Below are 23857 nucleotides of genomic sequence, written 5' to 3'. Positions count from 1 at the left end.
TAGTCGAAAATAGTTTTCATTTACATTACTGCCATCTCACATCATCCAGTCATTAGGGGAGACTCTAGGTGAACAATAAAGCAGTACTAGCAGCCGCTATTTTAGGAACACTTGCTTATGGACAAAGCGTCGCCGCACCGCAAGCGGACGAGACGGTTATTGTGCATGCTGCTCGTGTAGCAAAGGACATGAAAGATATTCCGCAAAGCATGGATTATCTCTCTGCTGAGGATATTGAAAAGCACCGTTATAAGACCGTAGCGGATGCGATTAAGTCTATCGCAAACATTGTATTACCGGAGCTACCGGGCGATTACAGTTACATTCAAGTGCGTGGATTGCCGCGTCACTTAGAGCAAAGTAACGTGCCAATTTACGTTGATGGTGTACCGCAGACCAGTTTATATGGCCTCAACTTACTGTTGAAAGACGTTGAATCGATTGAGTTCTTACGTGGACCCCAAGGTAACACTTATGGCAGTAATGCTCGTGACGGTATCATCGTTATTACCACTAAAAAGCAGGGCAATGATCCTTCTGCATCTTTTGAGTTAGGTGTTGCTAACTACGATCAACAAAGCGGAACGGTGACTGCGGGTACAGCGCTGATTGAAGACGTGTTGACTGCGAAAGTTACGCTAGATTACTTATCTCGCGATGGTTTTGTTGAGAATACTCACCTTAACAAATCGGTAGATCCTAAAGAGCAACGTTCGGCCATGTTAAGCCTGCATTGGACGCCAAGTAGTGACTGGACAGCCAACCTTTACCTTGACCACACCACATTAGAAAGTGGTGTATATCCGTATGTGAAAGATGACCCGAAAACCGAACGTGGTGATGATCTGAAAACGGCGACCGATATAGAAGGTTTGTTCGATCAAACCTCAAAAGGTGCTGCGTTGAATGTTACTTGGACAGGATTAGAAAACTGGCAACTAAGCTCAGTTACGGGTATTCGTGAAATTGATACTTATGGCCGTTTTGATGCTGACTTAGTGGTCACGCCTCCCGCTGGGTCTGCTTATCTTGATAACTATATTCGTGAAAAAGATACCTTCCAAGAACTGCGTTTAAATTCGAACTTAGGTGCACTACCTGTTGATTGGACATTTGGCGCTGCGTTTTATCGCTCTCAAGAAGATAATAATAACTTCACTGAGATGGATATAAACAAAATGCAGCTTACCAAGACCGCTGGTAAGTATACCCGAGATACTTATACCGCTTATATGGATGCGAGTTGGCGTTTTGCGCCGACATGGACACTAAAAGCAGGCGCACGTTACACCAAAGAAGATTTCCAGATCGACTCTCAGTTCTACAGCATGTTCCGTTTCCCATTTGAAACGCAGGGCAGCTACCAGAAAGACTATTCTGAGTTCTTACCTAACTTCGCCATCAGTAAAGATTTTGGCAAAAATCACACCGTGTATGCGAGCTATGGTGAGGGTATGTTAAGTGGTGGAGGTTCATGGATTGCGGAAGCGAGTGACAGCTCGGGCAATCTAGGTCATGGCTTACCTTATGACCCTGAAACCAGCGAAGTGTACGAACTTGGGTATAAGAGCTATTGGAATGATCGTACTATCGTCGCCGATATTAACGTGTTCGATATGCGTGTGAATAACCTGCAATACGCTTATCAAGACCCGACGACAGGGGCGAATGCGATTGCACCAATTAAAGAGGTACGCTCACGTGGTATCGAAGGCTCAATCAGCGCACTCATTAATGATGTGTGGGAAGCGGCACTGAGCTTTGGTTTCAATGATGCCAAGGTCACTCAAGTGGATGGCTACACGGGAGCGAGTTACTCTGAAGGCGCACGCATTCCATTTGCACCGGAGCATACAGTTAATGTTGAAGCGACCTATTACGGTGAAATTGGCGACAACTGGACGTTTACTCCAAACCTCGGTGTTGGCTTCTATGGTGAAATGGCACTAGATAAGCAAGGTAACAACTTCCAAGACCCTTACTTTGTGGTTGATGCCAATGTTCGATTCAATTATCGAGACGACTTTGAAATTCGACTCTGGGGCGTCAACGTCACCGACGAGCGATATAAAACCTATTCGGTTAACTGGGGTGGAACAGGCTTTAGCAATTATGGTGACCCAGTGCGATTTGGTGTCGATTTAAGCGCTAACTTCTAATCATAAGGGCTTTCATCATTCGATTTGAAAGCCCGATTTCTTTCCAGTGGTAAGCATGGCTTATCACTGCTGTTTTTATTTCTATTTGGAGGAAAGGATGTCTTCGTCATCTTCCCCCTCAGCGTTGCCTTGGCTACTGCAATTTTGTCATCAACATCGATGGATTTTGATTTGTTCCGTCTGCTTGGCAGCGATTGCAGCGACGCTCTCTCTTGCGCCTTACTATTTTGTCTATTTGATTGCTGATAGCTTACTTACTCAAGTGACTGACCAACAAGCTATTTGGTGGTTTACCAGCTTAGCGTTGGTGGCCATGTTACTGCGCTATGGTTGTTTACTGTTATCTACCTATTTAGCCCATTCTAGCGCCTTTCATATTCAGTATCAGATTAGGACACGCTTGTTTCGGCACATGAGCCGCATTCCGTTAGGTTATTTTAATCAAACCAGTAGCGGCGAGATAAAGAAGGTGTTGGCAGAAGATATCGACAGAGTGGAAGTGTTTATTGCGCATCAGTTAGCTGATCTTGTGACAGCGCTGTTTGTGCCTTTGACCACTTTTGTATTGCTCTGTTTTATAGATTATCGCATGGCTCTATTTGCGCTAATTCCCATTCCTCTTGCTGCCATTAGCCAAGCGATGATGTTTCGTGGTTACAAAGAGAAAGCCCAGCAATACCACCATAACTTGGAGCAGCTCAACAGTGCAGTGACGGAGTTCGCCAGAGCGATGCCCGTGATTCGTTTGTTTGCTATGCAGCAGACTCGCCATACTAAGTTAGAGCAGGGCTTAGCTCAGCATCGACAATATTTAGCTAAATGGATAAAAGAGGCGGCTTGGCCAATGGCTGCGTTCAAAGCTTTTCTTAACAGTGGCTTAGCGGTGTTGGTGCCGATGGGTCTCTATTTTTGGCTTGATGGTTCATTGACCATTGCCCAGTTCATTATCTGTTTGTTGCTTGGTGTAGGAATGCTGGAGCCGCTGTTTAATCTAACCTTGCTGAGCACCTATCTGGGGCAAGTTTTTGAAGGCGTAGGGCGATTAATCAAGATTGAGCAATTGCCGCAAGAGTCTGTGGTCACACAAGCCAACGATTCCAATCAATCGGCTTCTAAGCCTAATGTAAAACATCATCAGGTTCGGTTCGAGCAAGTCAGTTTTCATTATCCAGAAACAAACAAATCAGCACTGCAAAACATCAGTTTTGAGCTCAAGCCTCATACTGTGACTGCGATTGTCGGTGGGTCTGGGGCGGGTAAGTCGACCTTGGTTCATCTATTAGCCAGAATGTGGCAACCAAGTAGTGGTCAAATTTATCTTGATGATCAGCCATTAAGTGATTTTTCAGAGACGCAGTTGATGGATCAGATGTCGTTGGTTTTTCAAGATTCACACCTATTTAAGCTGACCATCCGGGACAACATTACTATGGGTAAGCCGTATTCATTTCAGCAAATAGAGGCGGCAGCGAAAGCGGCCAACGCTCATCAGTTTATCAAACAATTGCCCCAAGGTTATGACACGCTATTGAGTGATGGTGTCTCACTGAGCGGCGGTCAAAAACAGCGTATCGCAATTGCAAGGGCGATGCTAAAAGATGCGCCTATTCTAGTGTTGGATGAGCCGACGGCGCATGCAGATGCCACCAATCAAAAGCTGATTCAATCCGCTATTAGCGAGTTAGCACAAGGTAAAACGGTCGTCGTGATTGCACACCAGCTTTCTACAGTGGTCAATGCCGATCAAATTTTAGTGCTTAATGACGGCTTATTGGTTGAGTGTGGATCGCACCAGCAGTTGCTAGAGCAACAGGGACACTACGCACAGTTATGGAACACGCAACAAACCGCTAAGCAATGGAAAATTAAGCCGTCGCAAATGGTAGAGCAACAACCGGAGGCGCAGCATGCTTAAACGCTATCAACAGTTAACGGGGATTTCGCTGCGCCCGATGCTGGTTAATACCCTGTGGGTCGCATTGGATGCATTGTTTGCGCTTGTGCCTTATCTATTGGTTTTTCAGCTGTTATCGGTATTGATTGCTGACAACCAACTGCCCGAAACTTGGCCTTATTATTGTTTAGCCATTGCGGTTTGTGTGCTGGTGCGGATGGTGATGATTCGTATCGCCAACCTCAAACAAAGTTACTTAGCGACGCTCGTTGGGGAAAAGACCCGAAATGGTTTGTTGAGCAAGTTGACTAACATTCCGATGGGCCGCTTACTAAGCATCGACCTTGGTACATTGAACAACACATTGCTTAAAGATGTTGACCATGTAGAGCACGCTTTTTCCCATGTAGTGAGTCATTTAATGGCCGTGCTTTGTACTTTAAGCGTAATTCTTCTTGGTTTAGCCTATTTTGATTGGCGCTTAGCGCTAAGCATGGCGGCAGGCATTCCATTGGCTTGTGGCGCATTCTATTGGTTAAACAAAGCTTCCTTAACTAGTAAAGCGCAGTTGTACCAAGCGGGAGATGAGCTAACGGACACCATTTTTGATTACATCGCAGGTATCAAAATTTTGCGAGCTCATGGTTGTGCTGGGGGAGAGATTCTATCGCTAGATGAGAAGTCAAAATCCGCACGAGATGCGCATCTTGCCTTTGAAAAACGTGCCACATTGGCTCCTGCCGCATTCATTGTGTTAGCTGAGTCAGGCTTTGCTTTGCTGATCAGTTTGGGCATTTACTGGGTGCTTGATGGGCAAGTTACTGTGTCTGTTCTGTTGCTGTTTTTACTGCTTTCAACGCAGTTTTATCGTCCGATCATGCAGGCGGGGATTTTGATTTCTCAGTGGCAGTTCTTCCAGTCAGCGATGGATCGTGTCGCAGGTGTATTAGCTGAACCAGGCCTTGATAACATTACTGATAGTTCCCCTAAGCAGAGTTCGAATAATGGTTCAAATCCTTTCTCGGGAGTAGAGCTAACAAACGTCAGTTTTGCATATCAGCAGCAACAAGTTCTTAGCCAAGTCAGTTTTACGGTTAAGCCTAATACGGTAACTGCGATTGTTGGGCCATCAGGCTCGGGTAAATCAACCTTGATTCATCTACTGGCAAGATTTTGGGATGTGCAATCAGGGCAAATATTGCTATCAGGGCAACCCATTAATAGCTTAAACCAAACTCAGATAGCTCAGTTGGTCAGTGTGGTATTTCAGCAAGTGTATCTATTTGATGACAGCATATTGAATAACCTGACGATGGGGAATCCATCCATTTCCACTGATGAGATTGAGCGCTGTTGTCAGATGGCATCGTGCTGGGAGTTTATTCAATCTTTACCGCAGGGCTTGGATACTCAAGTTGGTGAAGGTGGGACTAAACTGTCTGGTGGTGAAAAGCAGCGGATTTCCATTGCTCGTGCACTGTTAAACCAATCGCCATTAATACTGCTGGATGAAGCAACCGCAGCGTTAGATGCAGAGAACGAACTCAAAGTGAAGCAAGCGGTTAGCCACTTGGTTGCAAATAAGACCGTGATTATGGTGGCGCATAATTTATCGAGTATCACTCATGTGGATCAAATTGTTGTGATGAACAACGGGAAGGTTGAAGCGGTAGGTAAACACGAGGCGCTGTTGTCTGACTGCGAAACATACCAAGCATTGTGGCGTGATCATCAGTCTTCGACCAGTTGGTGCTTGTAATTCAGGATTCGCTATTGAGTTAAGCTAAGGGCTCATTGTTGGTGAGTCGTCGAGCGATTAGCCGTTTATGAGGCATAGCCATTTGGCTTCAAATCTATCTATTCGTACCGTAAAGATGACAATTCTTATGCGGTAGTGCGTGATATCGCCTGAAATTAATTGATAATTATTCTCATTTGTTATAGTTTTCAGCTCATCTATTGATTTAACTATCAGGCATGGAGAGCAGACTATGGAGCTTGTTGACATTGATACTACGCCGTTTCGTATGTACGACATTCTCGATTGCGCCCAAGATGATCAATTGGCTCAGTTTGCTACCTCTAAAGTGACCTTAGAAGAAAGTGTATGCGATGGTGCTGGTTACATTTTTGACTTAGCAGAGGGGATGTCGGTTACTTTGAGTGACGTGACATTCAAAGTACCAACTCGTTTCAAAGAGCAAGCTCAAGACTTCTATGGTGCTTGTTTAATCTTACAAGGTGAAATGGACTTAGTGGTTCCAGAGCAAGCGAAGGCGATCACCATTACCCGAGAAAGAGCCTTGTTCTTTGTCTGTCAGGGTGGAGAGTTTGAGTTCCACTACAACGATAAGCGCACCAAGTTCTTAAATTTTTGTGTGCCGAAAGCCTTGTATGAGTCTTTGATTGGCGCAAATGTCGACCCTGATAATGTATGCAATAAATACGACCTTGTGTCAGTGACTGCGCCTATGGTGAAAGTGGTGGATGATATTTTCCGCTCAAAGCTGAGTAAATCTGCCAATAACTTTTATCTACAAGGTAAGGTGATGGAGCTGTTAGCCATTCTGTACCACAACTTGACTCACCCAGTGAAACAGTGTGATGGCATGACATCTCGTGATATGGATTGTATTCAAAATGCGGCTCGAATCATTGAAGAACACATGCAAGAGCCGCCTTCACTACAAGACCTAGCTCGCCAAGTAGGCATCAATGACAACAAGCTAAAACGTAACTTTAAACTGGTGTTTGGCGATACTGTATATGGCTTTTTGTATAGCAAACGCATGGCCAAAGCCAGCGAACTGTTGGCGGAAGGGGAGCTATCAGTACAAGAGGTTGCCAATAAAATTGGCTTCAAGCACGTTGGTCATTTCTCTAAGAAATTCAAAGAGCAGTACGCTTGCAGTCCAAAAGACTATCGTCGTAAGTCTGTTGCTGTGGGGTAATGGTATTCTTTGCCGCAGAGTACATGCTAGTTGGCTTTGAGTGACTCTCTGAGTTGAACTAAAGCTTCGTTAAGTGACAAAAACTCTCCCTCTGTTGTCTCGTCAGGATTCAATTAATACGTAATATGAGAGTCTTTATTTGCTCACCGTAGTGAAATAAGGATACGGCCAATGCACGCTGAATGGACATCTGCTTCGTCAAGTTACACCTCAAATTCTACCTTTTTCTGTTTCGTCGCTGGTTGCCGATATTGGTTGCTTGTGTGTGTGTTGGTGAGTTTGACTGCTTGTTTGTATTTAGTTTCTCAGCAAGGTGAAATCACTAGTTGGCTATTGCAGGAACCGCTATACCTATGGGTATCAGTGATGGCGACCGTAATGTTATTAATGTGGTGGTTGTGCCGTAGCTTGTTGCTCACGTTGATTACTATGTTAGTTTGCGCCGTCGGTTTGTGTTCGACTTTAATAGCGCTCAGTCAACTTGGAATGCCCCTGTTTAGTGCATTGCAAATTGTGTTGTTAGTCATAGCAGTATCGATTACCAGTGCTGTTCAGTTTTCTGTAAAAGAAACGCCACAGCCAAGCATGAGCCCGTCAGCGAAGATACTCACATCTAACCTGGGTTCAATTGGGTTAGTGACTATTTGGGCGGCTGCGCTAATTTTGCTGATTGGGTCATTCATTGGTTACAGCTTTGCGATAGCAAGTATTGCGGTAATGCTTGTCACTCAGGGATTATTGCTGTTACTGCTGGTGGCCTTTGCTCCGTCTCTCACCTCAAAAGAGACTAAGCCTGATTGGCTCGACAAAGGATTGAGCAAAACGATCCAACGCATACTCGCGAGACCTAAGCTATGGTCGATAGGGTTTATTGTTGTTACATTGCTTATGGCCGCTGGGTTGGCCATGTTGAGTGTCACTCATGAGGCAATGAACTCTACCTTGGTATCTTGGCCATCATTGCTGTTCGCTGGTGTTTTGTTATGTGGTTTGATTAAGGGGCAAGGTAAAGGGTTTGTCTCTTCGTTAATGTGGATTTTTCTTGTGTTGACGATGACTCTTGGTGCGACGTTAGGGGCGCTGGCCATGGCGATGATGCCGATTACCGCAGGTTTAATGGGGTTTGCGTCAGTGCTGATTTACCTAATCGTTGATGCAGTGATACAAATTTTGCGCCCAATAAAGCTCAACCAGCAAATTACCTCATCCAATGCTAAAAAAGATCACAGCACCGAAATTTCAAAGAAATTAGCGTCTGCATCTAGGCCGCTAGTTATCTCAAACACCATTGTTGCCAGCGCATTTTCGTTGTTTGTGATGGCCAATCATGGGGATTTGCTCACTTTCGGTTTGTTAATTGGTACTGCCATTTCTTGGTCTATCATGTCGGTGTTGATTTTGTTGCCCGCGTGCGCTTTGTGTTTAAAGTAAAAATAAATTATTCATAAGGTTACAACTCGCTAATAGTTAAAAATGTAAAGCTAACTTTAGATTCGATATAAATAACTGATAGTTATGTTTCATAAAATAGGTGCTTGTCATTCTAAATTGAGATGAATTATTTACATGGTTTTTATAAAACTCAATCAAGTAAAACACTTTGATTATTTAATTTAGTATTCATCAATAGAATATTCTTTTAGAGTTAGATTGTAGTCTTTTATTTTCTCAAAGAAATTTATTTCATTTTCCTCTTTATCAGTTGAAAATATCTCAACGTTTTCATCTATATTGTTTTTTATATGTTGCATTATTATGTTTCTGTCTTGATTACCACACCAAATAGTATCAATAAAAATTTCTTCCTTTATCATCTTAGGTGTTGTTTTTGATGTGAAAGTTTGGAATTTGTGAGTGATATTAATTTTATTCTCTTTTTCTACTTCCTCAATAAACAAAATTCCGTCATAATTTATCAACCAATAGACTTCTTCTCTTTTAGCATTTATCAGCTTAAATGCAAGTAAAGCAGAGCCTCCAGCACCAACAAACGCCATCGGGCCAATCCATAATACTGCTATAATACAGATGCCTACTCCGAACCATGCGATATACCTTAGTATTGAAAATATTATCAAAGGTTGGTCTTGGTGTTCATATGTTGATATATGTTTTTTGTCCAATCGATAATAGTAACATTTTTCAGCGAACCCAAACCACACGAATAAAAGAGGTAGTATTCCGCTGGAGATAGCAAGGTTGAAATGTTCGCTGTTTGGAGATAATAGTTTACCTTCAAAGATTGACAATAGAAAATAAGGAAAAACAAACGCTGCCAAAGAAAAGCATTCTCTTAACTTGTAAAAACCCAATGATAATTTTGTATCAAACTTTAAAGAGTCAGGGCTACTTGAAATTTGGCTGTATATTTTTGATCTATATTTTAATAGTGTTTCTTTTTTAGGGTTTGTTTTTACAAGCTTGGTAAATTCAGCTGTAATTTGCTCTTTAGTAAAGTTAGGATTCATAATGTTACCTATATAATAACAGCTTCCACAGGGTTTTCTGAAGGTGACCAATTAAACTGATGATTAGTGTACCATTGTTGGTCATGATAATTTTGTATGATGGTCACTTTTTCTTCGTTAGAGTTCAAAGGTTGAATTAATGTCATACTATGAATGCCAATCTGTGCAATATCTATGGAGTAGTTGTATGTTAGTTTTTTATTGAGTTTTGATCCTTTAGTTGCATCTATATAAAAACTAACTTCAATTAATAGCTCTTTTTTTGGGGAGTCTTTTATTTTTAAATCATAGTTAAGAGATTCAGATGTATTTGAAAAGTTCGATGCTATGGTAGTATATTTTCTAGGGGAGCTGACATTAACGACTACTTGGTTGTTGGATTGTTCTAAGTTTTTATTGAGGTGTACGTGTAGTTTTAGGCCTTCTCTTTCGAATTTTACTTTTCCATACCCATTACTAATCTTAGTGAACTGTCCTAGTTGTTGTACGTAAACTTTTGGCTGCATAGTAAACTGATACAATGCTATTAGAGCTTCAGCAACGCCTTCAGGTGTATCGGGGAACTGTTTTTCACTAGGTTTCGATGACCAAGGTAAACGATGTAACCATTTCTGATAGTCATCTTTTTTTAGTCCATTAAGAACTAGTGTAGATAATAGATATAGAATACCACCTATTAAAGCGGTGCCAGTTACAAATGACCCGACTAAAAAACTAATGCTTACACGAGAAGCTAAAATCATAGCCCCCCTTTTAGCCACTTCGCTGGCGCCCATTAGAACGAGTCCATTGAACTTCATTTGCATGTAAAGTTTATTGGTTTCGTCAGTTTCATTGTCAATGTCAGTTTTTAAGAAGTAGAGTTCTATGCCTATTGCTAATATAGCGAAGGAGCTAGTAAATCTAGAAATTCGGATGTAATCACTTACCGAACGATGCATATTACTAGCGCGTTTAATTGTCGATTGATAAAAAAACTCTGAAGTTTTATCTACTTTACGCCACGATTTGCTCTGGAATATTGCCGCTAGAGAGCTAAAGGTATAAGAAAATTTCTGCACTAATTCAGCTTTTTCTCTTGTTGTATGAACATTGTTTTGTTTTAGATCACCGTAGGCCATATATAGATCACGAGCATTGAACAAAAAGGCTAAAAATCCTAATCCGCCTAAGTTCTCAAATGTTTTACTGGTTACTTTGATACTGTTTTTAAAGTTCAGTTTAATTTTACCTCTGATTTCTTTAGCTACATCCTCTCCATCTATCAACATCATCGATGGAGTACCATAAAATAGTTCATTCATTTCGCTTAAGGCAGTGTAGTAACGAGTGCGTAGATTTTGTTGTTCGACTTCATCTAAGAGATCAAATCCATTTTGAAGTCTCTGCTTTGCATCTATTACTTTATTCATTGCCTTTTGCTTTGCTTTGGCACTATCGATCTGCTCTTCCATTTCTACAATTCGCTCTGGAGAAGTAGTAGGATCATATCCTGCAAGGTCTAGGTCGGCACGGTTTACGGCTAGTTTAGTTCCATGTAATTGTTGGTAGAGCTCTTCAACTTCTTGCGCTATCTTAGTTCTTTGTGCTTTCCAGTTTGTTCTAGCATCTAAAAAATCTTCTGAGATCTGGATCTTCCTATTTAAGGAAATCTGTTCAGCAATCGTTGAGCGGTCAATAAAACCATTGTTTCCAAGCATGAATGTAAATGATGTGGTACGGCGAGCTATTATTGATACAGTCGCTTCGCCAGTTGTCTTGATAGCTTGTTTAAATGCTTGTATCACAGGCTTGGTTTTTTCAGATAGGTCACTATAGAATTGACTGCTTTGTATTGATTCGCTTGACGTAAAGCTCAGAAAGTCATTATAGCGAGAAATAAAGTTTCCTGTGTCGTTGATAGATACATTATCAGTATCGTTTGGTATTAGTTCAGAACCTATCTTGAGGTATAACTCTTTACTAAATCCAGAAAGATAAAGGGGAATCAGAGTAGTGGGTTGTTCAAATTCTTTTTCAAGCCATGACAATGTCTCATCATCAATCACTTTCGTCATAGCCTCAGTAATGAACTGATGGACTTCAAACAATAATTCTTGTCCATCAACGTTGTGGTGATCTATAAATCCTCTTTCTGGGGCCCACCCAAAGGTTTGAACAGACGCGATTAACTGCTGGCGATATTGATTAAGGCTTTTAACTAAATTTTCTAGTTCAGGACGATCTGTAGTATTAAAGTCTTCGATTGCTTGTAGAAGTTTTTCGTTGTTTACCTCATCTCTCCATTGCTTCGTATTGTTCCAGCGAGCGAAGACTGTTTCGCTATCAACATCGTGCTCTCCATATTTTGACACAAGCTGTTTCTTGGCGGACACAATTTTCTGTTCTTGTAAGAGCCTTTGGGCGTAACCATAGTGCGTACTTTTTAATGCTTCTAAAGGCCGTAAATCAGCCTTTAACTTTAAATATTCTGATAGTTGTGCATAGTAATCGTGTTTATCAGTGTCACTATTTGTATTAACTGAAGCTGGATAAATTAGATCCTCAGGTGCATTAAGTGACGTAACTTTTGCCGCAGTTTCTAGAAGTACCCATTTGTGCTCTTTTGTTTCTTTGAGTTGTTCGTACTCAAGTACTTCTTTGTTCAAAAATAGACCTAGCTCTTGTAAATCACAAATTGGATCGTCAAGGGCTACAAATATAGCAGATTGCTCATCTGTCATTCCTGATGTTAGTGCTGATTTGGGAACAACAGGCTTAATGTCTGTATTCTTAGTATTTTCTCCTGCAGCAGTTTGGGTCATGTGACCCAAAAACTTTGAGCAATTCGAGCTATCAATTGATATATCCGATACAAAAGTTTCTATTTCAGTGATTAAGCCTACATGTTTAGCATCCATTGATTGGCAGTAATCTCTTAGTTCAACTTTTCGCATCCATTTTTTATAATTAGATTTGTTTTTTAAAACATCGTTAAACAGTCTCCAACTCCATCTTTGTTTCGACCAAGCTAGATAGATAGTGTTGTTTTGGTTGTAAGTTAGGAACGGCGCTGTTTTTCCAGCTGACCCTCTTTCTGTTTTTCCTTTTTCTTTTATCCAGGTATCTAGATCGTATTTGATGAGGTTATTACCTGATACTTCATATTCGTGGAATGTTTTGTCGTAATCACATAGAACATAAAGCCATCCGTCCCTTAGCTGACGCAGTGTGTATTGAGACCTAGAGAGATTGTCGTTGAAAATACCGTTCCCTTTCCAGTTGTTAACTAAACCATTTTTTGCATTGCCTAAATCATCTAGTTCATCTAATGCATAGCGAACAGGGACGATATTTATGCCGAGCGCCTGCATTGGACAGGTGCCTAGTGACAACCCAGCTTCTTGTGAAGATTGTTCCGAGGCGTTTGATATAGCATTAGACATGAATTTCTCCCTGTGAGTACTGATAAGCAAGGTGTGCGGCTTTCTCAATTCTTTGCTCTGGTGTTAGCCTAGATGGCATGAGTACGAGTTGTTGAATATCTTGGTATTCATTGTTGTCTAAACAGTTTTCTCCAAGAAAACCAAGGACATTGGTGTAGAAATATATAGCTCGCTCAGATGTAAATCCTCTTGATTTGGCATTTTCTATGATGGTTCTTGTATTACTTTTCTTTTGTGCAACCCAATGAGGGAAATATAGAGAGATATGTTTATCGAGTCCCAAAATAAACTGTTCCATAGCTACGATGTTTAATATATTTAGATCTTGTTCTGTCAGCACGTACTTACGCTTATTGACTGGTTGAGGAAAGCTCTTAACTTTGAACCATTTTTCCTGAACATAAAACCAAGACTCTGAAATAGGGCCTGTTAATTCGAAATGATTTTGCTCAGCATGGTAAGTAAATAATGCTCGGGCGACTCTAGGATCCTGAAGCCTAAAAACTACTTGGTGACCCATTGGGTGCTCAACTTCCACTAGCGAGCGAAAATGATCGGCGGTTGTTTCTATATTTGATTCTGAAATGAATAACCATGCTGCTTGGTTTTCGAAAAAATTTTGCTCCTGAGCCCAAGCTAGTACGCTAAAGCGTTGAGAATCAAGAAGTTCAATTAGCCATGGAGAAGCCTCTCTTAGAGGTTGTAAGGGGCTATTTGTATATATGCATTGAACATTTAAATTTTCGGTTAATGAATATATTTTTTCCGCCAATTTATCAACCGCATTTCCATCAATTAACAAATAGAGAGATTGACTCTTGGGTACTCGTAATTCAGGTATTTTGCTTGCTTTCATCTCGTTCCTTTTCTTCACAAGTTTCACATATACCTTGAGCTTTTGATGCCGAAATTTTCAAAGTTTTTATCTGCTGAGCAGTAACAAACTTAGCTGCATTCTGCTTATGGACAATCAGCTCCTCGGGCGCTACTAACTCTTCAATAATTCTTGGTGCTATTGCTTCACTGCCACCGTAGCCGCTGCCGCTACCTGGGCTGCCACCTGCGTTTAGGTTGATGGTCGGTCCAACAATGTGTACGCCCGCTGGGTCGACTTTTACAAAGCTTCCGCCAGCTTTAATGGTGATTTCGCTGCCGGCCTCCATGACTAGCTTATGACCTGATTTGAGGTGAATCTCTGTACCAGATTGGAGTGCGTAGTTGGAGCCTATTTTTTGGTTTAACGCCCCATTAACCACTTGGGTTGTGTCTTTAGTTACTTTGGTTCGGTCTTCACCTTTTACGATGGTGTGTTGATTGTTTTTCACCAACGCAAAACTATCGTTATCGACGGTTAAGTGCTTATCGTGCTTAATGTGGGTGGTGTGGTCGTTCTTAATTTCCGCATCCAAGTCTTTTTGGGCATGCAGATAGATTTGTTCTTGCCCTGCTTGGTCTTCAAAGCTGAGTTCGTTATAACCTTGGCCTTGGTGGGTTTCACTGCGTAAGATGGTTTTGGTCTTATGCTCGGGTAGGGCATAAGGTGGTGTGTTGGTTGCATGGTAGGTGCGACCGGTAATAATTGGTTGGTCAGGGTCACCGTTTAAGAACGATACAATCACTTCATGGCCAATACGTGGGATGGCCATCATGCCGTATTGGCTACCAGCCCAACCTTGGGACACGCGTACCCAGCATGAGCTTTGTTCATCAGCATTAGAATATCTATCCCACGGGAAATGCAGTTTTACTCGGCCATGTTCATCACAGAAGATTTCTTCGCCTTCTGGGCCAACCACAAGGGCAATCATCGGGCCATCGACTAAAGGCTTTGGCGTCGGAGTCGCGCGCCAAGGCATAATGGCCGGCACTAAATGAAATTGGTTGGCGTAAGTGGTGGCGCCGCTGCCCCCTTCTTCTTCGAGCGCTTGTGGCTGGCTGCCTTGATGATGAATCTGGGTAATCAGCCAAGTTTGGTTGTTGGCATCATCGAGGTGCTCACTGAGTGAGAAGCTATGCCCCGCTTGTAGTTGTGGGTGATTACTTTTGCCTTGCGCGGTATGGGCGCTACGGCGCAGATACTCTAAGCGGGTTTGGTTAAAGGCTTTACCACTGGCGTCGTCTTTAAAGCGGCCCGGGTAATCAAAGTGTTCGTATTGGTCTTGGCGTTGGTACTCCATGCCAGTACCGACACTAGAGCCGGTGGTTTGATGGCTGAAGGCATAATGGGGCTTTTTAAAGCTGTAGTCATTAAGCTGAGAGTGGCTAGTCTGCGCCTGTTTAGTGACACTAAACTGCGACACATAGTTTTGCTCACTCATCCCGCCGGATAAGGCGTTATAAGGTAAGTCACCAATGTAATGCACACTGTCGTTACTGTCGGTAAAGAGTAAGGTGTGTTTACCCGGTTGGTGGACAAAGCTGTAACGCAAACCTTCTTCAGCGGCTAAACGCTCTAAAAAGGCCAGGTCGGTTTCTCGGTACTGAACACAAAACTCACGTGGTAAGCAATCACGTTGCACCGCAAAGGCGTAATCTTCAATGCCCATCTCTTGCAAAAGAATCGAGATAATTTCTGGCACCGTTTGTTGTTGGAAGATACGGCTGTTTTGGCGAAGTGCTAAACGCTTGAGCGAAGGCACTAAGGTTAACGAGTAAAAACTATGATGGTGGCCGCTGTCGGCTTGGCTATAACTGCTGGCAATGCCATGGATGGTTTTGACTAACTCACGATTTTGGTAGATATCCAGTTGGACGGTTTTATCCACCACATCAGCGGCGGTTAAACTGGGTAATCGGCTGGCAAGTTCAACTTGGTAATGGTAGCCATGGCAGTCAATGCCATTGGTTATTGACGCACAAGAGATGGACTCTGTGCCGTGATAGTCATGCACGACAAAGGTCTCAGGGTCGAGGCCATCCACTTGCAGAGTAAAATTGAGAGTTACCATTACCGCTTCCTTTTGCTTAGCTCGCTGTGTGCGATACCAACTGAGATAAACCTTGTGGGTTGAAATGAGTTCGGTGACACAATGGCTTATCTAAATTGGCATAAAGCCCACTTCCGAAGAAATGGGCTAAGCCCTAAGTGATTCAACTCAATGAAGGCACTTAGGGAAGAGTCATATCGAGCGCGATTACGCTTCGATAGGCTTACGCCAGTCGTCTGCACCTGAAGTACCCGAGTTAACGTGGTCCCAAGTGATTTTACGGTATGACATAGAAACGGTTAGGTTCTGAGTGAAGTCTGCAAACGCAGGGTCTTGACAGTGCGGCATCTCACATTGGATATCCACGATAGACGCGTTCTCTAGGCAAGTTGTGAAGAAGTTCTCTTGCTTACCTTCTACTGAAGTGCGGTACCATTTTAGTTCCACTGACTTCATCTTCTCACCCGCAGCCAGTGCGTTGTAAAGCAGAGGTACCGCTTTGTTTAGTGATACAGTGAATTTGAATGGTTTGTGAACACGTTGACCAGAAGGCTGACCAGATTGCGGGTCAGTCGGTACTGTTACTACGTGGTCGAAGAATTGCACTAGCATCTCATCTTCGTGGCCTTCAACGTAAGAGTCACCGATAGAGTCAGAAGTACATGCACCTGCAGTGATAAGGCCCTGAGTTTCGCCCTCGATGGCGATATAACATGGAGTTGGCATCTTAAAATCCTTAAGTATTAGTCCTATTAGCCACCCAGAGCGTGAGCCGGGCGGGGAAGTGATTAAATAATCGCTAGGGTTATTACAAGGTCGATGCCAAGTTTTTAAGTGAGTAAAATCAGGTGGTTATATTGAATAAAGCAACAACTTGCTTTGCTTTGGGCAAGTTGTTGCTTATTAGGTAAAGAATGGGTAATCAGTCGTTATTGAATAACGAGTCTAATTTAGCAGCCATATTGTTTGGCAATGTAAGCTTCAAATTGCTCAAACATTTCAGTGTCTGAGTTTTGGTTGCTTGCTAGCTCCTTCGCACCGTCTACGATCTTTATGGTTGCATTAAGAGGCTTGATTTCAGTTTGAGAACGATTGGCTAGTTTAGCCATTTTATCTTGCTGAGCTTGCCACGCTTGTTCTGGTGTTAGGTTACAAATATCAGCCAGATATTTAGCGTTAAAACCTTCACCTGTTAATGCCACGATAGTTTCGTTGTGGGTTTGGCTGTTACCCGGTTTCCAGTAGTGCTCGGCTAGTAGAGGGCCGATTTCTGGGTTATCGGTAAGGTAGCCGTACTTCTCGGTAAAGTAAGATCGAGTTTGGTACACCGCCATATGAGCCAGTAAGTAGCCTTGGTAAGCACATGAGGCTTCGTCAGACAGTAGGTGTGGGATTGCCATCAATGGTCGAGGACTGCACTCAAGGCCAAGAATGCGTTTCTCACAATCACGAGCCAGTTTGGTTACTAACTCAGGCTGTAGTTGGTCATCATCTAACTGGTATAGCGCACGTTCGAAGTAAGGCACAACAAGAATAGAGCGCTCTTCATAAGCTTTAAATGGTTGGCCGCTCATGGTGATGTTTTTAATGATGTCGTCTGGTACGGGTTGACCATCAGCATTTAATGCATACAGTTTTAACCAGTCAGCATCTTTCAGCAAGCTGTCACAGAACATCGATTGTGTTTCTGCATAAGCCATAGACGTAGGCGCAAATTCAATTGAGTAACATGGAGCGTTTTGCTTCATGTTAGCGAAGTGTGCTGCATGGCCGCCTTCGTGGAAGAGTGTGTTCATACCGCTGTACCCACTGCCAACTTGGTCAGGTTTTGCATTACTGGTGAAGTTTACTTTGGCAGCTACCCATTCGCCCTGGTTATAGAAACAAGGAACTGGGCCATGGCAGAAGCCATTTTGGTATTTACCCTTACGATCAAGTAGATCAAGCGTTAGCTCTGCATCAGAAAACTCGATATTTAACCGACCGAACGACTCAACCCAGCGGCGCAGTGATTTAGAGAATGGCACATATGGGTCAAGATCGCGCATTGCATCGCCGGAGTAGGAGTAAACGAAGTTATGTCCTTCTAGCGCTTGAGCTCCCTTGTTAGTGGCTAAGCCTTCTAAACTAGCGAGGTGAACATCACGAGTGCGTGTTTCAAAATCATCAAGAATGGCGAACAGCTCATCACTGCTCATGTGTTCGGTTTTTAGTACCGAATAGTCGAAGTAGTTTTTGTAGCCCAGTGAACGAGCAAACTGGTTACGACGTTTTACTAACTCTAAAAAGCCATTTTCTAGCAGCCATTGCTCTAAATTTAGAAGCGCTTGGTGAGCTGATTGGCGAACCTCGGCATGATCGCTGGTACGAATCGCAGAAGAGATGACCGGTAATGAACCTTCAACTTGTTCGCCGGATTCGTTTTGATACATCAGCGGATGTGATTGCTTCTTCTTAAACAGCTCGGATTCAAATTTGATCAGCTCTGCTTGTTTCTGCTGCGTGTCTGTATCTTCAATCGCGTGCGATTCGAACACCGCTAGCCAACCTTTAAGGCCATGGATCGTCGCTTCTTTTTCTTGTTCATTCGTAATAGAGATAGCCGTCTCTAATTGTTTTTTAGTCTCAACAATGTTTTCCGCATCGCTGAGGAACTGCGTCCACTTGGTTTGCGCTTCGGCTGATCCTTGATGGTCATCGCTGATGCCCATGTAGGTTTCCCAGAAAAAATCTTCTTTGTTTCGATGGATCGCGAGATAACGAGCATTGAGCTCGTTGAGATATTGAGTAGCGTTCATGTGAATCCTTGTGACTACAGCCCAAAAAGAGGATAAGGGCTAATGGTTCTATCCATTTAAATAATGGTTATCAATAACTTAACAATGAAGATTATGTCACAAAAATAGTCAACAATGAACATAAGCAATTGTTTGCAATGTAAAGTGATAAATATCATTAATGGAGTTGATTTTTGCGTTAAGGAAAAGTAGTGAGTCCTATTGCTAAGGTTTGCGCGGTGGTGTTGTCTGGGGTCGCCGCGTTTGGATATTACCACTGGTATTTAGTACCAAAAGATTTGGAAAAAGTAGCCAACAGTTATTTGTTTGATATCGCCCATCATAAAGATTGGATGGATCCGTCTGCGATAGTTAATGAGGGGGCCTTATATCAGGCTGAAATCTCTTCCGCGACTGATACGTTGGACTGGGTTTACGTGCATGGTAAGGTGAATTACCACCACCAAGAACAAAGAGTCTGCAAGCATGTAACCTTCCGCTATGACATTGAAAGTGTCGATAACTATGAAGTGATCGCCGTACGCAATTGCTGAGCCTATTGCAAAACCTCGCTCTGGAGAGTTCTTAAAAAGGAAAACAGGATAACTTGATAGTGCAATTGTACCGCGTTTAGGGGTTTACAAAAAAACAGAGATCGAGCAATCTTCCCATTCCACTTTTTATATGAGCCAGACGGAATGCCTGCATTGAACATCAAATTTATTGCCTCTGATATGGATGGCACTTTGTTAAATGAATCTTCTCAGCTAGACCCAGAGTTTTATGATGTATACCAGCAACTAAAAGAAAAAGGCATCATTTTCGCGGCGGCGTCTGGTCGTCAATATGCGAGTCTGCAAACCACGTTTGCGCCTATTAAAGATGAGATGATGTTTATTGCTGAAAATGGCACTTTGGTGATGCACAAAGGGGAAGAGCTATACAGCTGCCCGTTAGACCATCCTACGATAGCTAAAGTGATTCAATTGACTCGTGACATTGATGGTGCATACACGGTGCTATGTGGCAAAAAGTCAGCTTATATCGAGACTCAAGATCCAGTTGCGATAGCGGAACTAAGCAAGTACTACCACGAGTGCCAATACGTAGACGATTTACTTACGGTAGAAGATGACTTTATCAAAGTCGCGATTTGTCATTTCGATAGCACGGCTGAACATGTCTACCCAACTATGAACGAACAGTTCGGACATTCTCACCAAGTGGTTGTGAGCGCCAAGATTTGGCTGGATATCATGAATGCAGAAGCGTCAAAAGGAGCAGCGATAGAGCATCTTCAAAAGACTCTTGGCTTTGCTCATGAGCAGACGATGAGCTTTGGTGATTACTTCAATGATGTTGAAATGCTAAAGGCGAGTTACCACTCTTACGCGGTTGAAAATGCGCACCCTGAAGTGAAGCAATACGCTCGTTTTAGTGCGCCAAGCAATAATGAATCTGGTGTATTAAAGGTGATTAAAGATACTCTTCTTTAACTTCTGAATTTAAAAAAGCCCAGCATCGACTGGGCTTTACTATTTTTAACTCTCTTCTCGGGTGGCATTTTCCATTTCAAAAATAGGGCGCCACATTTCTTCTAGTTCTTCGTCGCTTGGTATTTTGCCATGCTGAATCTGCTTTACGACTCTACATGGGTTCCCTACTGCAACGCTATCAGATGGTATATCTTTAGTCACAATACTGCCTGCGCCAATCACGCTGCGATCACCTATCGTGACGCCATCGAGAATGACAGATCCAGCGCCTATCCAGACATGATCTCCAATGGTGATTGGGTTACCTAATGCTATTGGCAACACACGTTCTGCCATATCAATAGGATGGCCAGCGGTGCTGATGACCACATTCGGTCCAAGTTGAACGTATTCTCCTAAGTAAACTGGAGCTAGATCTAAGATGGTAACGTTGGTGTTTAAAAATCCACCGCCTTTAAAGTGAATGTTTTCGCCTAAATCGCAGTAAAACGGCGGGATGATGGTTTCACCGCTGTAGCTACCGAGCAACTTTTCAAGGATCTGATGTTTAATTTTATGCTCTGATGGTCTTGCGTGATTGTAATCGTAAAGCAGATCTTTGGTTCGATCTTGGGTTTTGCACAAGGCTTCATCAATCGGAATGTGCACAGAAAAATCAGACAGCTTATTGCTCATCGTTTTGTACCTAGGAAGGGCATCTGCATTGATTGTCAGCTTTTCATTCGTCCTCAGCATTAATGCGAATGGGTGATTGCGACACAAACCTCAAACTTTCAGAGACAAGTCATTCGGTTTTATGGAGGAATTTTAGGACCGACGGCTATCGGTTCTCGGCATGGCATTTACTTTTATCATCAAGCTTAGAGATTTATGCATTTGATGCATGTTTATGCTGACTAAATATCATTAGATGGTTTTATCAATAGGCACTAAACTCCGCGCTCTTGAATTTGCAGGGGTATTTTATGTTTTCGCAATCACTTACTGCGCAATTAATACGAATGCTGCTCGCACTCAGTGTCACCCTTTATGTGGTGCATAACTGGGAGCCAGTATTAAACCTTTTGGCTCAGCATGCTGTCGATATGGGTTGCCACCAACAAAGTGGTACAGAAGGCCATGAGCATCATTCACATCATCATTAAGAGTTATTGATATGAGTATTTTCCGTTTTCCTTTGCTGGTTTGGTTGGGCATTGGAATTTTGATCACCAGTTTAGGTATTCGCCAATCATTTGGTATTTTTATGATGCCGATATCTGAGCACTTCCAAACTGGACGTGAGTTTTTCAGTTTTGCTATTGCATTGCAAAACTTGCTATTCGGTATGTTTCAGCCGTTTGTTGGTATGGCTGCAGATAAATTTGGCTCTAAGCGCATCATCTTTTTCGGCTCTATTTTTTATGCGTTGGGCCTGTATCTGACATCGATTGCTGCTGAATCAAGCATGCTGTATATCTCTCTAGGCGTGCTTATTGGTTTAGGTTTGAGTGCGACCAGCTATGTGATTGTGCTTGGCGCAGTTGCTAAAGTAGTTCCAGCGCAGCATGCAGCTAAAGCATTTGGCTTAACAACGGCTGCAGGATCGTTTGGTATGTTTGCTATGATCCCAGGTGCGCAATGGCTACTGACTGATTTTGGCTGGCAGCAAGCGATGCAGGTGTTTGCGATGCTTTGTGCCATCATGGTTGCGCTGAGCTTATTCATGAAAACCAGCGATAAAAGTGGAGCTCAGCAAGCAAACAACCAGCAAGACAATCAAACGCTGACACAAGCTTTAAAAGAAGCGTTCTCTCATCGCGGCTATTGGCTGATTCACGCCGGATTTTTCGTGTGTGGTTTTCATGTGATGTTTATCGCTACTCATTTACCAAGCTATTTGGCGGATAAAAACCTGCCAGCGACAAGTGCAGCAATGGCATTAGCCTATGTTGGCATCTTCAATATCTTTGGTTCGTATTTTTGGGGCGTAATGGGTGACCGTTTTAATAAGCGTTACGTGATGTCGGCGCTGTATTTAATGCGCACTGCCGTTATTGCCGCATTTGTTACTTTGCCAGTTACTGAGCATACCGCCGCTATTTTTGGCGCAGCAATTGGTTTTTGTTGGTTAGGTACCGTGCCTTTGACTTCTGGCTTGGTTCGACAAATCTTCGGTGCACGTTATCTATCTACTTTGTATGGTTTGGTTTTCTTTACTCACCAAGTTGGCAGCTTCTTGGGGGCGTGGGCAGGTGGTCGAATTTACGATTACTATGGCTCATACGATCCGATTTGGTGGTCAACCGTGGTATTGGCATTTTTAGCGGCGCTTTTGCACATCCCAATTAATGACAAGCCAGTGGCTCGTTTAGCCCATGCATAGTAGATAGATTCACTCTGTTAAGTGTGTGAAATTTAAACTATCTATCCACCTAATCGAGAAAGCTGAGTTATACTCAGCTTTCTTTTTGCTAGTGAGATAATGATGTACGCGGATTGGTTTACGGTAGAAGCTTTGATAGCCGCGAGTTTGATCTTTTTGGGCTCATTCGTGCAAACGGCCATTGGTTTTGGTCTCGCGATTGTAGCTGCGCCTTTGTTGTTCTTAATTTCACCTGATTACGTACCTTCTCCTATTTGCTTAGTCGCCTTGTTCATCTCTATTTTAAATGCGTTAAAGCATCGCAGTAATATTGAAATTGGCGGGCTAAAAATGGCCTTGATTGGTCGAGTTCCCGGCTCAATTGCAGGTGGTGTATTGTTGGTCATGGTCTCAACTGATTTGCTTGCCTTGTGGTTAGGTGGCCTCGTGCTCTTTGCGGTGGTTGTGAGCCTGTTACCATTTAGAATAGAGCCGACGCCAATGCGCATGGGTGTAGCCGGTTTCTTCTCTGGGTTCTTTGGCACAAGCTCTGCAATTGGTGGGCCGCCGATGGCGCTATTGTTGCAGCATCAAGAAGCGAATCAATTGCGCGGCAATCTCTCTGCTTTTTTCGTATTTAGCTCGATGATTTCTTTATGCGTACAAATGCCCGCAGGGTTTCTGACGTTGCACCATGTTTGGATTACGATTCCTCTCATCCCTGCGGCTTGGTTAGGTTACTGTTTGGCGCGGTTAACCACTCAATCTCTGCCAAAGGAAAAAATCCGAATTGGCGCTTTGCTATTATGTTTTATTAGCGGTGCGACAGCGGTCTGGCAAGGTATCGTTGCCGCCTAGTTCATCGTCTGTTCATGTTGGCGTGAGATACTAGAAGCACTCTCTCATTTTGATTTTCCGTTTTTACAAGAGGGTAGAAGGTTATGAGGACATTAGGAAACATCATCTGGTTTATATGCGGTGGTGTATTTATGGGGCTGCTGTGGTGGCTATTTGGCTTATTAGCCTTTATTAGTATTGTTGGTATTCCATGGGGACGAGCTTGCTTTGTAATGGGTAACTTTTCATTTTTCCCATTTGGACAAGAAGCTATCTCTCGTAGTGAGTTAACCAATGAGATGGATGTCGGCACAAGCCCGTTAGGTGTGATTGGTAATGTGGTTTGGTTTATCTTTGCTGGTTTATGGCTCGCGATTGGCCATATCTTATCGGCAGTGGCGTGTTTTGTGACGATTATTGGTATTCCATTTGCACTGCAACATTTGAAATTGGCTGTGATCTCATTGGCTCCAATTGGCAAAACAGTAGTGTCAAAAGAAGAAGCGGCAGCGGCTCGTTATGTTCAGCATAACCGCTAATTGAGTTGTTGGATATTCTAAGAGCGAGGCTATCATTGCC

Annotated in this window: 18 protein-coding genes; 11 read left to right on the top strand and 7 right to left on the bottom strand. The window is 42.9% G+C overall.

The features are described from left to right. The first annotated feature begins 68 nt into the window (after positions 1-68). From MU515_RS12465 to MU515_RS12445, 5 genes are all read left to right on the top strand, one after another. A complete protein-coding gene (locus tag MU515_RS12465; protein WP_260260752.1) occupies positions 69-2159 on the top strand; it encodes a TonB-dependent receptor in 2091 nt (696 codons plus the stop codon). A 97-nt stretch (positions 2160-2256) separates the two neighbouring features. After that, a complete protein-coding gene (locus MU515_RS12460; RefSeq protein WP_260260751.1) occupies positions 2257-4074 on the top strand; it encodes an ABC transporter ATP-binding protein in 1818 nt (605 codons plus the stop codon). Next, entirely contained in the window at positions 4067-5812 is a 1746-nt protein-coding gene (locus tag MU515_RS12455) for an ABC transporter ATP-binding protein (RefSeq protein ID WP_260260750.1), read from the top strand. The genes MU515_RS12460 and MU515_RS12455 overlap by 8 nt, the downstream gene beginning before the upstream one ends. Positions 5813-6044: 232 nt before the next feature. Then, positions 6045-7004, top strand: coding sequence for a helix-turn-helix domain-containing protein (locus MU515_RS12450; protein WP_260260749.1), 960 nt, complete (start codon positions 6045-6047; stop codon positions 7002-7004). 171 nt (positions 7005-7175) lie between these two features. After that, positions 7176-8435, top strand: coding sequence for an RND transporter family protein (locus tag MU515_RS12445; RefSeq protein ID WP_260260748.1), 1260 nt, complete (start codon positions 7176-7178; stop codon positions 8433-8435). A gap of 182 nt (positions 8436-8617) precedes the next feature. Here MU515_RS12445 and MU515_RS12440 read toward each other — a convergent pair whose 3' ends face one another. The 6 genes from MU515_RS12440 to MU515_RS12415 form a co-directional block, all read right to left on the bottom strand. Next, a complete protein-coding gene (locus MU515_RS12440) occupies positions 8618-9472 on the bottom strand; it encodes an immunity protein TsiV2 protein (protein WP_260260747.1) in 855 nt (284 codons plus the stop codon). A gap of 8 nt (positions 9473-9480) precedes the next feature. Beyond that, positions 9481-12897 carry a T6SS effector BTH_I2691 family protein gene (locus MU515_RS12435; RefSeq protein ID WP_260260746.1) on the bottom strand — a complete coding sequence of 1139 codons (3417 nt, stop codon included), beginning with the start codon at positions 12895-12897 and terminating at the stop codon, positions 9481-9483. Continuing rightward, positions 12890-13753: a DUF4123 domain-containing protein gene (locus tag MU515_RS12430; RefSeq protein ID WP_260260745.1), complete on the bottom strand. Its 864-nt coding sequence runs from the start codon at positions 13751-13753 to the stop codon at positions 12890-12892. Before MU515_RS12430 ends, MU515_RS12435 begins: the two co-directional genes overlap by 8 nt. After that, complete coding sequence (locus MU515_RS12425) at positions 13731-15845, bottom strand: type VI secretion system Vgr family protein (RefSeq protein ID WP_260260744.1); 2115 nt, start codon at positions 15843-15845, stop codon at positions 13731-13733. The genes MU515_RS12430 and MU515_RS12425 overlap by 23 nt, the downstream gene beginning before the upstream one ends. A gap of 186 nt (positions 15846-16031) precedes the next feature. Then, positions 16032-16550 carry an Hcp family type VI secretion system effector gene (locus MU515_RS12420; RefSeq protein ID WP_260260743.1) on the bottom strand — a complete coding sequence of 173 codons (519 nt, stop codon included), beginning with the start codon at positions 16548-16550 and terminating at the stop codon, positions 16032-16034. 224 nt (positions 16551-16774) lie between these two features. Next, entirely contained in the window at positions 16775-18622 is a 1848-nt protein-coding gene (locus tag MU515_RS12415) for a M3 family metallopeptidase (protein WP_260260742.1), read from the bottom strand. Positions 18623-18813: 191 nt separating this feature from the next. Between MU515_RS12415 and MU515_RS12410 the strand changes: the two genes are divergently transcribed. Together MU515_RS12410 and MU515_RS12405 are read left to right on the top strand one after the other, a co-directional pair. Beyond that, positions 18814-19155 carry a hypothetical protein gene (locus MU515_RS12410; protein WP_260260741.1) on the top strand — a complete coding sequence of 114 codons (342 nt, stop codon included), beginning with the start codon at positions 18814-18816 and terminating at the stop codon, positions 19153-19155. A 144-nt stretch (positions 19156-19299) separates the two neighbouring features. Beyond that, a complete protein-coding gene (locus MU515_RS12405) occupies positions 19300-20097 on the top strand; it encodes a Cof-type HAD-IIB family hydrolase (RefSeq protein WP_260260740.1) in 798 nt (265 codons plus the stop codon). A gap of 45 nt (positions 20098-20142) precedes the next feature. Here MU515_RS12405 and MU515_RS12400 read toward each other — a convergent pair whose 3' ends face one another. Beyond that, positions 20143-20772 (bottom strand): sugar O-acetyltransferase, encoded by a 630-nt coding sequence (locus MU515_RS12400; RefSeq protein ID WP_260260739.1) that lies wholly within the window; start codon positions 20770-20772, stop codon positions 20143-20145. Positions 20773-21062: 290 nt separating this feature from the next. Here MU515_RS12400 and MU515_RS12395 point away from each other — a divergent pair, with 290 nt between their 5' ends. The 4 genes from MU515_RS12395 (at position 21063) to MU515_RS12380 (ending at position 23817) form a co-directional block, all read left to right on the top strand. Next, on the top strand, positions 21063-21242 hold the full coding sequence (locus MU515_RS12395) for a hypothetical protein (protein ID WP_260260738.1): 180 nt from the start codon (positions 21063-21065) through the stop codon (positions 21240-21242). A gap of 11 nt (positions 21243-21253) precedes the next feature. Continuing rightward, positions 21254-22462, top strand: coding sequence for an MFS transporter (locus tag MU515_RS12390; RefSeq protein ID WP_260260737.1), 1209 nt, complete (start codon positions 21254-21256; stop codon positions 22460-22462). Between the two features lie 102 nt (positions 22463-22564). Beyond that, positions 22565-23299 carry a sulfite exporter TauE/SafE family protein gene (locus MU515_RS12385; RefSeq protein WP_260260798.1) on the top strand — a complete coding sequence of 245 codons (735 nt, stop codon included), beginning with the start codon at positions 22565-22567 and terminating at the stop codon, positions 23297-23299. Positions 23300-23382: 83 nt separating this feature from the next. Next, positions 23383-23817, top strand: a complete 435-nt coding sequence (locus MU515_RS12380; RefSeq protein WP_260260736.1) for a YccF domain-containing protein — start codon at positions 23383-23385, stop codon at positions 23815-23817. Positions 23818-23857: the final 40 nt, after the last annotated feature.

Source organism: Vibrio intestinalis, assembly GCF_025195085.2.
GTDB lineage: Bacteria > Pseudomonadota > Gammaproteobacteria > Enterobacterales > Vibrionaceae > Vibrio > Vibrio intestinalis.
This window is presented reverse-complemented; position numbering and strand designations above follow the sequence as displayed.

Coding starts and splice junctions, on each gene's coding strand:
- MU515_RS12460 (WP_260260751.1), top strand. CDS start 2,257: ATGTCTTCGTCATCTTCCCCCTCAGCGTTGCCTTGGCTACTGCAATTT.
- MU515_RS12440 (WP_260260747.1), bottom strand. CDS start 9,472: ATGAATCCTAACTTTACTAAAGAGCAAATTACAGCTGAATTTACCAAG.
- MU515_RS12450 (WP_260260749.1), top strand. CDS start 6,045: ATGGAGCTTGTTGACATTGATACTACGCCGTTTCGTATGTACGACATT.
- MU515_RS12415 (WP_260260742.1), bottom strand. CDS start 18,622: ATGAACGCTACTCAATATCTCAACGAGCTCAATGCTCGTTATCTCGCG.
- MU515_RS12400 (WP_260260739.1), bottom strand. CDS start 20,772: ATGAGCAATAAGCTGTCTGATTTTTCTGTGCACATTCCGATTGATGAA.
- MU515_RS12380 (WP_260260736.1), top strand. CDS start 23,383: ATGAGGACATTAGGAAACATCATCTGGTTTATATGCGGTGGTGTATTT.
- MU515_RS12385 (WP_260260798.1), top strand. CDS start 22,565: ATGTACGCGGATTGGTTTACGGTAGAAGCTTTGATAGCCGCGAGTTTG.
- MU515_RS12435 (WP_260260746.1), bottom strand. CDS start 12,897: ATGTCTAATGCTATATCAAACGCCTCGGAACAATCTTCACAAGAAGCT.
- MU515_RS12425 (WP_260260744.1), bottom strand. CDS start 15,845: ATGGTAACTCTCAATTTTACTCTGCAAGTGGATGGCCTCGACCCTGAG.
- MU515_RS12390 (WP_260260737.1), top strand. CDS start 21,254: ATGAGTATTTTCCGTTTTCCTTTGCTGGTTTGGTTGGGCATTGGAATT.
- MU515_RS12395 (WP_260260738.1), top strand. CDS start 21,063: ATGTTTTCGCAATCACTTACTGCGCAATTAATACGAATGCTGCTCGCA.
- MU515_RS12420 (WP_260260743.1), bottom strand. CDS start 16,550: ATGCCAACTCCATGTTATATCGCCATCGAGGGCGAAACTCAGGGCCTT.
- MU515_RS12405 (WP_260260740.1), top strand. CDS start 19,300: ATGCCTGCATTGAACATCAAATTTATTGCCTCTGATATGGATGGCACT.
- MU515_RS12455 (WP_260260750.1), top strand. CDS start 4,067: ATGCTTAAACGCTATCAACAGTTAACGGGGATTTCGCTGCGCCCGATG.
- MU515_RS12430 (WP_260260745.1), bottom strand. CDS start 13,753: ATGAAAGCAAGCAAAATACCTGAATTACGAGTACCCAAGAGTCAATCT.
- MU515_RS12445 (WP_260260748.1), top strand. CDS start 7,176: ATGCACGCTGAATGGACATCTGCTTCGTCAAGTTACACCTCAAATTCT.